Here is a 14,200-nt window from a genome sequence, read left to right as displayed (position 1 = left end):
TGACTGGTTAATATCGTCCTCCTTTTTTTGTGTTACATACAAAATATGCAGAAAAAAAAGATGTGGCGTAATAATATATATTAACGTCGCATCTTTTTACCAATTTTTTGAAAAACATTAGTCAGTCAGGCGTCCAGATACCTCTCGATTTCTTTAAACACCGCTTTGCTGCTTTCATTATTGTGCAAGATATCGTGGGTTCCTTCAACACACTTGATTTCTGTTGAACTGTTATTTTTATGATATGCTTTAAATACTTTTGTTACTCCCTTTCCAAAATCCCCAACAGGGTCATTTTTTCCATACATGAACAGTGTTGGTATCGTGTTATTTGGATTTTTAAGATTTTTTGAAGTGTATTCCATACCACGCAAAAATTCATAAAAAAACTTCGGTGTCATGCGTGTATGCACAAGCCTGTCTGTTTCGTATTCGTTTCTTGCAGCGTCATCTGATAATAACCAATAATTGTTCGGGTAGCCCTTGAAATGTTTATTATAGCTGTCAAACGCCATTTTACGTATCTCATCTGATGATTTACTCATCTGCTTATTGAATTTAACTGCAATCAACCCTCTCATTACATGCAGCATTGCCGCAGGCTGATACCCCGTTCCGACCAGAATCTCTTTGTTGTAAGCACTTAAATCAGGCATTGACCTGACTATGAAAGAGCCAAGTGAAAAACCAACGATATACACTGGTAAGTCAGGAGATATCTTTGTGATATGATTTCTGACATTTATAGCATCGCGGACGGTGTCAAACCAATCATCTAAATACAGACTCCATGACTTATTTACGTTACTTCTACCGTGGCTGATGATATCGTTGCCAAAAACAGCATATCCCCTTTCAGTGAAATATTCAGCAAAGTCGTCGTATCTGTCGATGTGTTCAGTCATACCATGACAAATCTGAATCATTCCTCTAAGATTTTCTTTATCGTGCGGCATAAAAACCACAATATTAAGTACTGTGTTCTTATTCGCGGATGGAAACGCGATATATAGTTTTTCCATTAGTGTAAGGTCTCCTCTTTTCTTTTTTTTGTTTGCATGTAATATGCCAAAAAAAGAAAAAATAAAATCATATTTGCGGATTTTTTTCAGACTTAAAAAGTCTTTATACTTTTTTATGCTTTTCGTCATTTTATACAAAAACAGCCTGCCGATATCCATCGGCAGGCGTCATATTTTCAGAATCTCAATTCAACAGCCGTAATCTTACAGCCCCAGTTCTTTCTTCATTTTCTCAAGCTCGTCATCCACATCGGCATTTCCGCCGTTTTTATACTTATCAAGCAGGGAATCTGCCGTGTTATCATCGGCTGTCTTGTTCAGCTCTGTCATCGCCGCAGCCTCATCAAGCATCTTGTCGGCCTTTGCCTCATATCGCTCAAAAGCATCAATGCTTGCCGCGGCCTTGTCTCCGCCAGAAAGTACCTGATTCATGTGCTTCTGGGCCTTGGCGGTTGCTACTTTTGCTTTAATCGCATCTTTCTTCGCTTCAAGTGCCTCAATATCTCTTACCAGTTTGTCATGCATTGCCTGCATATTGTCAGCATTCTTTTCAGCCATTTCGCATGTTTTCTGAAGTGCAACAAGTTTTTCTTCTTCTCTTTTCTTTGCCTCCAGAAGAGTTCTCGCATCACCCTCATTTCCTGCGCGGAGCGCTTTTTCTGCTGTAGTTTTATAATTAGTAATCTGATTCTCACATTCTGTTACTTTTCTTCTTGCGTTCTTTGCATCAGCCATCACTGCTGCGGTTTCTTTTTTTACTTGTGCCAGGTCTTTTCTAAGGTTCAGAAGCGTCTGGTCAATCATCTTGGCCGGGTCTTCTGCCTTATCCAGCAGCGCGTTCACGTTTGCGCTCATAATATCCTTAAATCTTGTTAAAATTCCCATATTTTTCAGTCTCCTTTTTTATATTTTTTGAGTAAATCATCCGCTTCGGAATCCCCGTTAAGCGGTGTGTTTAATATTTTTTCAGTTTCTTTTGCTTCTTCAGCTTTGTGTTTTCTTCTGATAACCATCACTACGATAATACCGGCAAAAACAACGATAACGCCAATGACTTTTATTGCATTATTGCCGACATCGGCAGCCGTTGTTGATTTTGTCATAATGCGGTCAGCTGTTTTTGTAAAAATGGTTGTGAACATGTCATCAGTTGACATATCAGAATACCAGTATTTGTCAACATATGCCCAGAAAATCTCAATAGCTTCAGAATCCATCACAGAGGAAACCTGTTTTCCGTTAACGTATGCCATATATCCAACATCATTATCGGTATCCTTTTCTGCGAAATACATGAATAAAAATGTATCTTCATTTTTGATATGCTTGGAATACCAGTCCTTGGCATACTGCTCTTTCTGTGCATCTGTCGTCAGCGTATTGTCATAAGCGTTTAATACTACATATGGTTGTATTCCGGTTTTGTCATAAAAGTATTTAATGGCTTTTTCTGTCTTAGAAAGGTTATCGAACCATCCGATATTATCAACGATACAATTATTATCATACGCAATATTAGCCGTTATTTTTTCCCTGTTTTGTGTGCTTTTGGGTATACTACTGTTATTACTTATCTTCATACCAAATGCCAGCACAAAAACGATGATAATCGTTACAATGAAAGCCATAACCTCGCTAAACGGGTTACTACTCACAATTACAGTATCGTGCCTTGGTGGTGGAAACATTCCACCGCCATATCCTCTGTATGGCGGCAGCCCTCCAAACGGTTCATTATAATTATGATGACCATGATAACTGCTGTTTCCGGAGAAACTTCCGCCTCCTGCTCGCCTTCCACTGCTGCCGCTGCTTACATGATGGCCGCCGCTTGACCGTCCGGATGAATGTCCGCCGCCAGAATGTCCACCACCGCCACCTCCGGCTCCTGCTCTTCCCATAGATTTTTACCTCCTTCTGTAAGATTTTTTTTGTATATATTTAATATGCAGAAATTTTTAAAAGGTGGAGCACTTTTTGAAAAAAATATTTAGCGCAAAAAAAAGGCGGCCGGAAAAAATCCGGCCGCCATATTTCAATCTGTCAGCATATATAATTTTGACAACTTGCGCTTCGCGCTCGTGATACCTTGCCGTATCGGCTCGGTACCAGATTAAAAATGATAACTCAGGCTTACGCCTTCGTTACCAAGCCTCGCAGAGGCTGACAAACGAAGCCGTAAGGCTGAGTACAGAGAATAAATATAACCAAGCGGCTTTTGCCGCTAACAAACGAAGCCGTAAGGCTGAGTGGTTCGGCGAACTTGCGTTTGCCATCACCAGACGTTGACTGCCGTTCAGCGATAAAGCGTTTTCAAACGGGAATTCAATCCCACGTGTGAAGTTACAACCGGATTTGACCCGCGGTTTTCTGTTCTCCGTTAATCTTCACGATTCTAGATAGAATCAAGCCTCTTTGCAGTATAATTGATATGATAGCCTTCAAAATCATTGTATCCACTCAGTTCAAGCACTTCGCCGGTTTTAGGTTCTGACACTTGTTCAAGACAGTCTTCGTTTTCACTTCCGTCTACAAAATTGTCTAGGTCATTTACCTTATCGTTGCGAATTTTACTCAGCAGATACTTAACTGCACCATCAGTAGCTTCTGTTATTTTTTCAAGCTCTACTCCAGTGCCATCGCTGTCAGAAACAGCGATAATCCAGTCATATTTAGTATTTTTTCTCATATTAGACTCTCCTTTCTCAGACTTCACGCATCTGTATAAAATCAAGGCGCTGCGCCGTATAGTCAATATGATAATCAGAAAATACATTATATGCATTCAGCGCTGTTACATTATTTGTTTTGTTATCAACAGTTTCATCAACATCTGAAATGTCCTCAGTACCGTAATCAAAGCTTTTCTCGTCATTGTCTTTGTCTTCCAGGGCGAGCTCTACAAGAGCCCGCTTAATCTGGTCAACACTTCCAATCGCATAAAGCATTCTGACGCCGTCAGCTTCAGTATTCCCGATTGCAATAATCCACTTCGTCAGCATTCTTTTTCTCCTTTCTTTTCCTCTTCCTTTGGCTGGGCCAAAACGGAATCTGATTTATAAGGGACTGTACCTGCCGGCACTACAAGTGAAGCGCGGTCAGTATGTACGTGCTGGTCATCAAAGAAAATCTGCGGCTTAAACTCTTTTAAAACATAAGTTTTATCAAGTCCTCCGAGGAAGAACGCCTGATTTACCTTGATTCCCCATGCTCTCAGTGTCTTAATGGTTCTCGCATGAGCCGGTGCGCTTCTGGCAGTAACAAGGGCAGTAACGATTTTTGTTTCGTTCTCTTTCCCTTCTTTTTCCTGCTTTGTCTGAATTTTAGACAATGCACGGAGGAATTTTGCCATCGGACCTTCTTTCATCGGAATGTTTGCTTTTTCGCTTTCACTTTTTCCGAATGCTTCAAGACCTTCTGATTTGAATACTGCTTCTGACTCATCACCGAACAGAACTGCATCACCATCAAATGCGACACGAAGCTCTGTCGTTTCAGTCATATACTTCGCAGCAGATGTAATCATTGTTGCGGCTGGAATACCATTGTCAATCGCAGCCCTCGCAGAATCATCATTTGCCGTAAGGTACAGGTCAATATCAAGAGATTTCAGATAATTGATAATACTCTCTCCACCTGTAAAGAATCCGCGGCAGATATTGAGGCCATGTGCCTGGATTGAGTTGAAAACACGAAGGCTTGTGTCAGCAGTATTTCTTGACACTACAATGACTTCAACGTCATCTTCTCCAAGTTCCAGGAGAGCTTTAACAACAGGAAACGCTGCTCCCGGCTGCAAGACGTCTTTTTCGTGTTTCACCTGATACCTCTCATAGGCCTCTTTGCCTTTCTTTAGAAAAATTTCGTCTTCTTTCTCCAGCTGAAATAATGCGCGGCTGGAGACTGCAACTTTTAACTTTCCATTGATTGAATATGCCATACGCTTTTTGTTCCTTTCTTTGTGTATATATTTATTTTACAAAATTAATATGCTGGAAAAGTAGATAGACAAAAACATTTCTTATCTTCCGCTTTTATTTACCGTATTCTGTCACAACCAAAATCACGCATATTAAATACGTAAAGAAAAATTAAAAAAGAAAGGAATAACAAAAAATGAGTAAAAAGCAAAGTAAAGATGGAGTGACTTTAACAATCAACCCTCCGACATCAAACTACGGGATATTTAATATTGTTGATATTGATGTTCAACCAGGCGTTGACAGTGTCACACTTGATATTGATGGCCTATCACGGTACAGCAATTTTAATGTAAAGTTAAAAAATATAAACAAGCAGTTTCCGGACGTAAGAACTCTTATCTTGGATGGGCACGCATATGAAACTGAAATCTCTAATTATATGTTTCCAAATGTTACAAATGTAATAGTGCAAGGCCCTCCGGCATACTATAGCAGGAAAGTGATTGTTGGACGCAATGGTTGCCTGTTAAATTCTACCGAAAGCGGCGTAGGTTATAAGCTGCTGAATACTTTCTGCAAAAAAGCTGGCGAGAAAATTGACCTAAAAGATGTATGCAGTATCGAGGATTATGCCTTTGCAGGCTGTATGAGCACAAATGTCATCAATACCGACGATATAACATACCTTAGCAAAAAAAGCTTTGCCAATTCTGCATTTCAGCTTGGTGGCTCATTCGTAAATGGGGTTAAATATATCAATGGGATGATTGTTGATATTGATACATCAGCAAAAGAAATTGATATTCCTGAGAATGTCAGGATTTCGGGCGTCGATATCCCAGAAAATTGCCGGTTTGATAAAATCACAGTCCATTCAAAACATTCTATTGGTGCTATTGCGCAGAATAGTGGAAGTTTATTCGATGGACATAGCGGATGCGATATTCCTTGTGATGTTTTGTACTTAGATTTTAACAATGACGAGTTCGAGACATCAGTTTTACATGCTATCGATACAAAAGCATTTAAGCTGTCAGATAAGAATCGTTTTTGCAGCGAATATGATGGAATCTTATATGACCGTAATATGGATACATTAATCTGCTGCCCATCAAAGAAAACAGGCTCTATACTTATTCCAGAAGGAGTTAAGCATATTGGTGACTGTTCATGTTCTGATACAGAAATTACAAGCCTGAAATTACCCAATACCCTCAAAAGCATTGGATATCGTGCCTTTTCTGGCAACAGAAAGCTTACGAATATTGATTTTGGCTCAGGTATCAAAAATATCGGGGCTGGTTTCGGTGGTATGACGTTTTTTGCGTGCGATGCTCTGACAAGGGTAGAGATTCCGTCTAATGTCAAATTGATTGGCGAAAGTGCGTTTGCGAATTGTTGGAATCTTTCCAATCTGATATTTAACGAAGGGCTTGAGAGCATTGGACCCAATGCTTTTCGGAACTGTAATCTCGCAGAAATTGTGCTTCCAAAATCAGTAAGAAGACTTTGCGATGCTGCATTAAATGGTGTAAAGAATATTGAAGTTCCTGGCATCATCCCAGTCAATTTTCTTCATGCAGTCTTAAAAACAGACGATGGAACGCATCCTAATGATTTGTGTGATATTATCGAAGTGACCGATGGGAGCAATAAACTGTTCTTCCCAATGTATCTTGAAGCTAACAAGAAAGACGACCTTCAGCGTAGCCTTGGTTACAAGACTCTTGCAGAGGTTGTAGAAGACAAAAACTTTATCAACAGACCGGGTGAATGTTCCCGGCATCTTGAGGCTAAGCAGAACATAGCCGTTAAGGTTTACGGATACAACCAGAATCCTGAAATTCGCACTTATCTCCGCCGTGCTGCAACAAGTATCACCAAGAGATATATTGCTCAGAAAGATGAGGACAGACTCGTTGAGTTCCTGAAGCTTAACTTAATGACAATGTCAGCAATGAATAAGGTTCTGCCGCAAGTCAAACATGCCGAGATGACTTCTGCTACTGCTTATCTTCTTAATGCGATTAACAACGCAGGAGGAAATAAAAAAACATTTAGACTTTAGTTTATAAAAGCCCCGAAAGAGTGACCGTTACTGGCGCTCTTCCAGGGCTTTTTTTTGAATAATGGCGGATGCAAATAAACCTTCAGGATTTGCTTTTTTTTAAAATTCCTTGATAACTCCCCGGCTTTGCCGTAGTCATTACCAAGTCTCACAGAGGCTGAGAAGCAAAGCCGCAAGGCTGAGTGTAGCGCACGAACGGGGATTCAGACCCGCGTGCGAAGTTAATTTACACAAAAAAAAGACCGAATATGGATTATCCGGTCCTTATTAACTTTCTTATTTAACTGTCACCACTTTTCCCATGAACAATATTTCGTTATTCATTTCGTCAAAAATCAAAAATGCAAATGGCCTTGTTAATTCCACGCTTTTTACCACTGGGTCCGGAGCCATTGCCGACATACGCTCCATAACTGCCATCGTAACAGCTGCTGCTTTTGTACCATTTTCGTCCAGCTCCAGTTTTGTTTTCTGAAGTATTGTACTGACTTTTGTGTTTTTATCTGCGATACCGGAAAAGTCAGCATCATTTGAAAAAATGTTTTTCAGACCAATGTCTGAAAGCATATCATTTAAAACTGCCGAAGTTTCGAAATTAAGTTTTGGCATCTTACAATCCACTTCGTCGTATTCTAGTTCAGATTTCAGCAGACTCTCAATGTCCAAGTCTTCAAGTGTAAAATCACCCTCTTCATTTGGCAAAATGCCGATAAAGCTTAAACCATTTGCGTAGTTCCGTCCGAACGCGGTCGCTTTATCATTTTCATAATATCGGTCGCCCGCACAGGTCATATATTTTGTTTTTTCTTTATCTCCAAATTTCTCTTTTTTATTAGATACAGTCCAGGGGTCTCCGTTCCAGCCAGATTCAAAATACAGAGAGTTTGTCAGGCACAACTCCGTATCTTTACTGATAGTATCTGGCGTTATGATTTTTGGAATCATTCCTTCTGTATTTTTATCACACCATTTGTTGATTCTCTTGCATGTCTTATCTGTATTAGAAAAATCTAGGTTTTCTACTTTTGCCGAGAAATTGCTACTCACGCTCTTTTTAAAAGCATCCTGCAGCTTAAGGTCGTCATCCGCCCATACCGCATCAGCGATTTTTAATTTTGATTTATATCCGTAATTCTCTTCATCCGAATTATATTTCTTGATATTTTCTATATATTGCTTCGCATAAGCAGCAAAATCATCTGTTCCAAGATATTCTTTTAAAGCTTCTTTTGTCTCCCCTTTTGCGCCTTCTGCAATCATACCAAGAGCAAAATTTAAGCTTGTTGGGCTAAGCATAATATTTTTGTTTCTATTTTCTGCTGCAATTTTGTCTGTTAGCTTCACGGAATTCTCTATAGCCATGATTTTATCAATTGTGACTTCGTCGGTCGCTTCTTTTGAAGTGTCGTCATTTTCAGATACGATGACATCTGTATCTGACGGAACGATAGCCGCATTCGTAGTTGCGGCAGGCGTTAATGCTGTCAATGCGGCCATAGCCATTGCTGTTAGTTTCTGTTTGGTCATAAATGCCTCCTTTTTTTTGTAAATATATCATATGCTATTCTCGTATATGTAATATGCAAAATAATCTCGTAGACCAAATGAGGAAAAACATAACAGCCTGCCAGATTAACTCTGTGAATGGCCCCCACTTCAGCGCAAGCAAGCGGCGGGTAGTTCACAATCATTCTTATCACATCTTTTTAATTGTATGATTGTCTATTTTACATCTAATATGCCGAATTCCACTTGTTCAATGCAAAAAACCTCTGGGATTAATTCCCAAAGGTTTTTTTGATATTATAATATAGAAGCCCTTTCAACCTTTACTTTTGATATATTTTTCTGCATTGTGGATGTTGATAATGTAGACATCTTTTTAATCATCTTCTTAATATATGCAGTTGTCTTTGGTACACCTGAAACTTTTTCTCCAATCATCATATTTTCATATTCCTGTGCAAAATATTCAAGCGGGTCATCTCCATAGAACTGCGCTTTCTTTTTTTCCGCTGCATATATCTTCTTGAATTCTGCTGTATTTGCAGAGTTCGTTGCTGCCGCGATAAATATTCCCATTTCGTAGTATATGTCTCTATTATTAAGACGTGTCAAAGTAATCGTCTTGCTGGCACGGTTAAATCCACCATTAAACTCTGCTCCGTTGTATTTAAAAGTACTACTTAATTTTACTTTATATCCAAGATTTTTAAATGCTCTTCTTGTTGAAGCATCCGTTTTGGGAGCAATTTTGTCTATCAGTGCCCCATTAGCCTTGACTGTAACATTGCATGTTACAGCTTTGACGCTTTTATATACGCCTGCTGATTCCATATTGTTTCCGCAACCATCAAAATATATTTTTATTTTAGTAGTACCAGGATTCAGGCAATCGACTTCCAAACAATCTTGCCATTTCTCATTTGTTCTTAATCCAGTCGGATTTGCGATGTTCTTATTTGAGCTCACAAATTTAATAGGAATTCCTCCTCCTTGATATCTGATTAATGCGCTTGTACCTTGAGAAAATGTCACGTTACTACTTATTTGCGGGACTTCATTGACATATACTTTGCAATGCAGTACATTTCCTGAACTATTTCCATATCCAGATGGGGCTTGTACGATTTCTGCTGTAATATTTGCAAATCCTGCTTTTTTTGCTCGAACCAAACCATTGGAAGACACTTCTGCCACAGAGGAGTTATCTGATTTCCATACAATGCGTGTATCGTTATATACTCCATTTACTTTAAGCTGAAGATTATCTCCCTTAAATAATTCTGCCTCTCGCACATTAAGATACTGGCTATTGTCATAAGCCATGACCGGGGTTGCCGGTATAATAGCAGGTGCTACTGATGTTGCTGACAATATAGCAGCAAGAGCCATTGTTGAAATTTTTTTTAGTTTCATTTTTTCTTTCTCCTTAATTTTATTTATAAGATTTTACGGCATGGAACGTAAAACCTTACGAACAAAATATGACAAATAATAAAAAAAATGAAAAAAATTACATTCAAGCCTATTCTATCTTAATCCCATCTCATCAACTATATAATAAACGACATCTCTTATCGTCATTTTGTATTTCTCCTTTATTTGACGCAAGAACTGCAGATGAAATGCCTGACATATACTGCCATCTTCACTTCTCACTTCAAGCGTTTCAATACTTGTCCCTGCTGCATTGATTGTCTGTACGGTAAATAGAAATCCATACAGGTCTTCTGTATTATTCAACGCATCTATCAATTCAGTTGTAAAATTATACAAATCTTTATCCATACGCTTTTACCATATTTTTCCAATCATTTTTCTTATTATTATACCAAATCGCTACGTTGTCATTCAACAATAGCCTTTCGCATCTAATGCTATTTTACGACAAATTTTTCTGTTTTATGTATTTTAACACAAAAAAACCTCGGAAAATCCGAGGTTTAGCACAAATTTAATTTAAATTTAAATGGAAAATCTTTTATACAGCATTTTTCAGCCGCGAGTCATCAAACGTTTTCTTTACCTCAAGACACTCTGCTAAAAATAAGTTTTCGTCGCCTTGCGTTCCCCATCCAGACACATTTTTTACGCCTGAAATATAGAGCTCTTTTTTTGCTCTTGTGCAGGCTACAAAAAGAAGTCTGTTTTTTTCAGGGATGGCGTCACATGCCATATCTCTGTTTTGCAGTTTTGTTACGGAACAGAAAACGACTGGCCACTCTTTTCCTTTTGAAGAGTGCATTGTTGACAGAACAACTCCGTCATAGGCTTTTTCTTTTCTGGCCGTCTGTTTCTGTCCGAATCGTTCGAAATCAATGACGTATTCACATACCGCTGGAAGATTTTCCATTTTCACAGCCTCCCCCATTGCTGTATTGATATCGTCCAGAAAACTCTGATATATTTCGTCATTTTCATCTGTATCAAGTTCCTTGAATTTTTCGAATAAACTTGTTACATTTTTTATTCCAGAAGCCACTTCCTGTAAAGCTAAGATATCATCCCTGATTTCTTCATTTGTTTTTGAGATGGCTGCACCATTAGTTTTTGCATTGATATACGCAGTGCCACCAAATTCACTTCCGTAAAGCATAAACCGTACAAGTCCAATTGCTCCAAGAACGCTAGGATTTTCAAGGATTGGCTCTGGATTAATACTTACTGTCTTAATCCCTTTTTTCTGCAGCATGTCAGCATAAGTGAGTAATTCCATGTTAGTCGGAGCAAGGATTGCGATTTCATTTTCTTTTCTACCATTCTTTATCAGCTCTTCTACTGACTCAATAATGTATTCCTGCTCCGTTTCTTTCATGTCAAACGCTTCGACGTTTACCGGGATTCCCAGTTCATTTGTTGATTTCGGTTTTTTGTCAATCCTATCTTCATTAAATGAAATAAGTGTTGCAGCAAAATCAACAATATTCCCTGTGGAGCGTCTGTTTTCCATGAGTCGCACATCAGTTCCGTGCGTTTCGCCAATCATATCAAAGAAGTTCTTAATCAGTTCTACATTCGCATCACGAAATCCATAAATGCTCTGGTCATCATCGCCAACAATAAATAATGACTTTACGCAGCTCGCTTTCCTCATCGCATTGATGATTTCAAACTGAACGTTTGATGTGTCCTGATATTCATCAACAGAGATATGCTCAATTCCGACTTCATCAAAAAGTTCTGGATGTACACGCAACAATTTCAAGACTCCGAGTTCCTGGTCGCTGTGCTCAATCAGGCACGCTTCTTTTTTATACTTGTCATACTGCATATACATACTATAGATAGCGTCTACCGTTTTTGGCTGTAATCCCGATGATTCTTTTAAATCATCCTGAGACATGCCTTCCTGAATAGCGGAAAAATATCCCTTCATCAACTCAAGGATTCCTTTTGCTTTGAACATGTCCAGATAGAAATTCTTGTACCTGTCAATCAATTCATCAATAGGGTCATTTTCAGACAAAATTTTCTCGACAATTTTCGTCTTCTGGATTTCGTTTATGAGCACAGGCGGTTTTGTGTATCCAAGCAGATAATGGTAATCCTTTAACAAAGAATCCCCAAATGAATGGATTGTTGAAATCACCATCTGCTCAATATCAACATCAAGGCCTGCGATATCACAAAATCCTTTAATCCTGTCTTTCATTTCCCCAGCGCCAGCATTTGTAAATGTAAAGCATCCGATTTTTGAAGGTTCAACACCTGATTTAATCAGATTCATAATTCGATATGCCATTGCAGTTGTTTTACCACTTCCTGCCGTAGCAATCACTCGGACATTTCCACTTAACGTAGTTGCCGCCTTTGCCTGGTCTTCACTAAGGATGGGTAGACTTGTCGGTTTCGGTCTCTCTTCCTCTGTCAATGGAACAGCCGCATCATGATATTCACACAAGACACGAGATTTGCAGTTCTGGCATTTTTCTGCTGAAACAGATTGCCCGGCAACAAACTCTTTAATCTGCGGGATGAAGGATTTATCTATTTCAGACATATCATTTGAGAATGCTTGCAGCGTTACAACATTTCCGCCTTTTCCGAAGAAATCATCCTTATAATTATTATCATTTTCCCTTTCTTTTTGAAGAAAATAATAACTTGCCCGAAGTAACACATTTTCGCTTGGTTTATTTTTGCTTGCCCATTCCTGCATAGCTTTCAACATAATATAAAACTCAAGACGAGTGTTCGTACCAGTATCAAGTATTTTTGATGATTCTTTTACATTTGGCTTTCCTGAAAATATTCTTACGGCTTCAATAGCATATACACACATTTCGTCGTAAACCCACCTTCGGCCTTCTCTATGTTTATTCACTTTTACCGTCTGATATCCAGCGAACATACAGTCTGCCTGACAGATAAAATCAGTATCATCAATTGTTACAACCGGCTGACCAATCAAAATTGGCTTCCGCTGTTCACAATTGATATATCTGTTGATGTCCCTGATGTCATCTTTTGCCTGCATTTGCTTTGTGGCATCCGTTGGCATATCCAGGAAATCATAGAAAGTATCGATTAATGACTGCACGCTGAATCTTATGGAGCCAGTGAGTTTACCGATAATGATTTCGTTGATAAAACGCTGGCGTGCAAACTTAGATTCATCATACGGAATTTTAATGTCCTCTGCATCACAGCCAATAGCGTCTTTCGCCATTGCCCTGATAGTATCCGAATCATTCCCAAAGTTCATGATACCAGAGATAATAATTCCTGTAGCATCAGGCATATCCAGCTTCTCTATCTGTGGTATTTTACGCAGCAACTTTTCGCGTTTTCCGCATCTGTAAACTCCATATAACTTTCCAGATTCAAATGCCTTTTTTGTTTTTACTTCCATTTTTGAATCTCCTTTCTTGTTTTACAATTTATTACGTGGATAATATGCTGGATTTTTAAGAAAAAAGAAAAAGGGGAGAAATCCCCTTTTTCAGTGCAAAGAAAACAATATTAATCCAAGCTCCAAAAACAGAGCTATCGTCCCAACGGTCAGGTTTGTAGTATATGTACCCTTTTCTTTTGATTTTTTTTCAATACACATGGGGTACAACAAGACCAAAAACGCGAACTCAGCATATGAGCATTTAGCTAGGATAATTTCAATGTTAGTTAAATCACGGTTGAAGATTTTGCAAGCAAGAAGATATATACCTGTGAACAAAAATATCTTATTGCAAATTTCAAATATAGCATCACGAACAATTATACATGTACTTTTTTTGTTTTTTATTTCTTTTTTCTCCAATTCTGCGTTTTTTCGTGATTCTTCTGCTTCATGCAAAAATCGCTCCATTTCTTCATCCGGTAGCTGCGTATCCGCCTTTAATAGTATTTCTGTATATTTTTGAGGCGATTTTTTAATTTGTTTAATCAGCGCTCGCTTCCTTCTCAGTGAACTACTCGGCAATTAAATTACCGAGCATCTGATGTGCGGAGCCTGGGCCCCGTAGATTCAGGGTGGGTCCATACCACCACTACTGTTTTTTACGCAGCTACCTTTAAAACATAAGGATGTGAGATAGATTTGGCATCAAATGTCAGGTCTATCTCTTTTTGTTTCAGATAAAGTCGCAATATGTTGAATGCTCCAACGCAATCTGCATTCCAGGCAAAATCATTATCCAGTTGCTTGCATATTTCCTGTGCTGTTTGCGACGGAAGCTGTTTAAACC

At 38.8% G+C, this 14,200-nt stretch carries 13 protein-coding genes; 1 reads left to right on the top strand and 12 read right to left on the bottom strand.

Features of this window, described 5'->3' with window-relative positions:
- Window positions 1-125: 125 nt before the first annotated feature.
- The 6 genes from LI091_RS14785 to LI091_RS14760 all read right to left on the bottom strand — a co-directional run bounded on the left by LI091_RS14785 (window position 126) and on the right by LI091_RS14760 (window position 4,962).
- Window positions 126-1,181 carry an alpha/beta fold hydrolase gene (locus LI091_RS14785; protein WP_173734343.1) on the bottom strand — a complete coding sequence of 352 codons (1,056 nt, stop codon included), beginning with the start codon at window positions 1,179-1,181 and terminating at the stop codon, window positions 126-128.
- Between the two features lie 45 nt (window positions 1,182-1,226).
- Entirely contained in the window at window positions 1,227-1,907 is a 681-nt protein-coding gene (locus LI091_RS14780; protein ID WP_173734342.1) for a PspA/IM30 family protein, read from the bottom strand.
- Window positions 1,908-1,912: 5 nt separating this feature from the next.
- Window positions 1,913-2,923 carry a hypothetical protein gene (locus tag LI091_RS14775; RefSeq protein ID WP_173734341.1) on the bottom strand — a complete coding sequence of 337 codons (1,011 nt, stop codon included), beginning with the start codon at window positions 2,921-2,923 and terminating at the stop codon, window positions 1,913-1,915.
- 494 nt (window positions 2,924-3,417) lie between these two features.
- Complete coding sequence (locus LI091_RS14770; protein WP_173734340.1) at window positions 3,418-3,711, bottom strand: hypothetical protein; 294 nt, start codon at window positions 3,709-3,711, stop codon at window positions 3,418-3,420.
- A 16-nt stretch (window positions 3,712-3,727) separates the two neighbouring features.
- Entirely contained in the window at window positions 3,728-4,024 is a 297-nt protein-coding gene (locus LI091_RS14765) for a hypothetical protein (RefSeq protein ID WP_173734339.1), read from the bottom strand.
- Window positions 4,018-4,962: a 5'-nucleotidase gene (locus LI091_RS14760; RefSeq protein WP_173734338.1), complete on the bottom strand. Its 945-nt coding sequence runs from the start codon at window positions 4,960-4,962 to the stop codon at window positions 4,018-4,020. Before LI091_RS14760 ends, LI091_RS14765 begins: the two co-directional genes overlap by 7 nt.
- A gap of 176 nt (window positions 4,963-5,138) precedes the next feature.
- Here LI091_RS14760 and LI091_RS14755 point away from each other — a divergent pair, with 176 nt between their 5' ends.
- Complete coding sequence (locus LI091_RS14755; RefSeq protein ID WP_173734337.1) at window positions 5,139-7,013, top strand: leucine-rich repeat domain-containing protein; 1,875 nt, start codon at window positions 5,139-5,141, stop codon at window positions 7,011-7,013.
- Between the two features lie 276 nt (window positions 7,014-7,289).
- Here the strand turns inward: LI091_RS14755 and LI091_RS14750 are convergent, their stop codons facing one another.
- The 6 genes from LI091_RS14750 to LI091_RS14725 all read right to left on the bottom strand — a co-directional run.
- The gene (locus tag LI091_RS14750; protein ID WP_173734336.1) at window positions 7,290-8,540 is read right to left on the bottom strand and encodes a serpin family protein; all 1,251 of its coding nucleotides are present in this window, start codon (window positions 8,538-8,540) and stop codon (window positions 7,290-7,292) included.
- Window positions 8,541-8,816: 276 nt separating this feature from the next.
- Window positions 8,817-9,932 (bottom strand): Ig-like domain-containing protein, encoded by a 1,116-nt coding sequence (locus LI091_RS14745; protein WP_173734335.1) that lies wholly within the window; start codon window positions 9,930-9,932, stop codon window positions 8,817-8,819.
- Between the two features lie 114 nt (window positions 9,933-10,046).
- On the bottom strand, window positions 10,047-10,304 hold the full coding sequence (locus tag LI091_RS14740; protein ID WP_173734334.1) for a hypothetical protein: 258 nt from the start codon (window positions 10,302-10,304) through the stop codon (window positions 10,047-10,049).
- Window positions 10,305-10,497: 193 nt separating this feature from the next.
- Window positions 10,498-13,368 carry an ATP-dependent helicase gene (locus LI091_RS14735; RefSeq protein ID WP_173734333.1) on the bottom strand — a complete coding sequence of 957 codons (2,871 nt, stop codon included), beginning with the start codon at window positions 13,366-13,368 and terminating at the stop codon, window positions 10,498-10,500.
- A gap of 90 nt (window positions 13,369-13,458) precedes the next feature.
- Entirely contained in the window at window positions 13,459-13,821 is a 363-nt protein-coding gene (locus LI091_RS14730) for a hypothetical protein (protein ID WP_173734332.1), read from the bottom strand.
- Window positions 13,822-14,012: 191 nt separating this feature from the next.
- Window positions 14,013-14,200, bottom strand: a 188-nt coding sequence (locus LI091_RS14725) for a hypothetical protein (RefSeq protein ID WP_331463637.1), incomplete at its 5' end; no start/stop codon positions are given.

It is taken from the genome of Blautia sp. MSK20_18 (genome assembly GCF_020553125.1).
GTDB lineage: Bacteria > Bacillota > Clostridia > Lachnospirales > Lachnospiraceae > Blautia_A > Blautia_A fusiformis.
The sequence above is the reverse complement of the archived record's forward strand: the minus strand, read 5'-3'. Positions and strand labels throughout refer to the sequence as shown.

Excerpts from the sequence above, each read along its gene's own strand:
- LI091_RS14785 (WP_173734343.1), bottom strand. The coding sequence starts at position 1,181 with ATGGATATCGGCAGGCTGTTTTTGTATAAAATGACGAAAAGCATAAAA.
- LI091_RS14780 (WP_173734342.1), bottom strand. The coding sequence starts at position 1,907 with ATGGGAATTTTAACAAGATTTAAGGATATTATGAGCGCAAACGTGAAC.
- LI091_RS14775 (WP_173734341.1), bottom strand. The coding sequence starts at position 2,923 with ATGGGAAGAGCAGGAGCCGGAGGTGGCGGTGGTGGACATTCTGGCGGC.
- LI091_RS14770 (WP_173734340.1), bottom strand. The coding sequence starts at position 3,711 with ATGAGAAAAAATACTAAATATGACTGGATTATCGCTGTTTCTGACAGC.
- LI091_RS14765 (WP_173734339.1), bottom strand. The coding sequence starts at position 4,024 with ATGCTGACGAAGTGGATTATTGCAATCGGGAATACTGAAGCTGACGGC.
- LI091_RS14760 (WP_173734338.1), bottom strand. The coding sequence starts at position 4,962 with ATGGCATATTCAATCAATGGAAAGTTAAAAGTTGCAGTCTCCAGCCGC.
- LI091_RS14755 (WP_173734337.1), top strand. The coding sequence starts at position 5,139 with ATGAGTAAAAAGCAAAGTAAAGATGGAGTGACTTTAACAATCAACCCT.
- LI091_RS14750 (WP_173734336.1), bottom strand. The coding sequence starts at position 8,540 with ATGACCAAACAGAAACTAACAGCAATGGCTATGGCCGCATTGACAGCA.
- LI091_RS14745 (WP_173734335.1), bottom strand. The coding sequence starts at position 9,932 with ATGAAACTAAAAAAAATTTCAACAATGGCTCTTGCTGCTATATTGTCA.
- LI091_RS14740 (WP_173734334.1), bottom strand. The coding sequence starts at position 10,304 with ATGGATAAAGATTTGTATAATTTTACAACTGAATTGATAGATGCGTTG.
- LI091_RS14735 (WP_173734333.1), bottom strand. The coding sequence starts at position 13,368 with ATGGAAGTAAAAACAAAAAAGGCATTTGAATCTGGAAAGTTATATGGA.
- LI091_RS14730 (WP_173734332.1), bottom strand. The coding sequence starts at position 13,821 with ATGGAGCGATTTTTGCATGAAGCAGAAGAATCACGAAAAAACGCAGAA.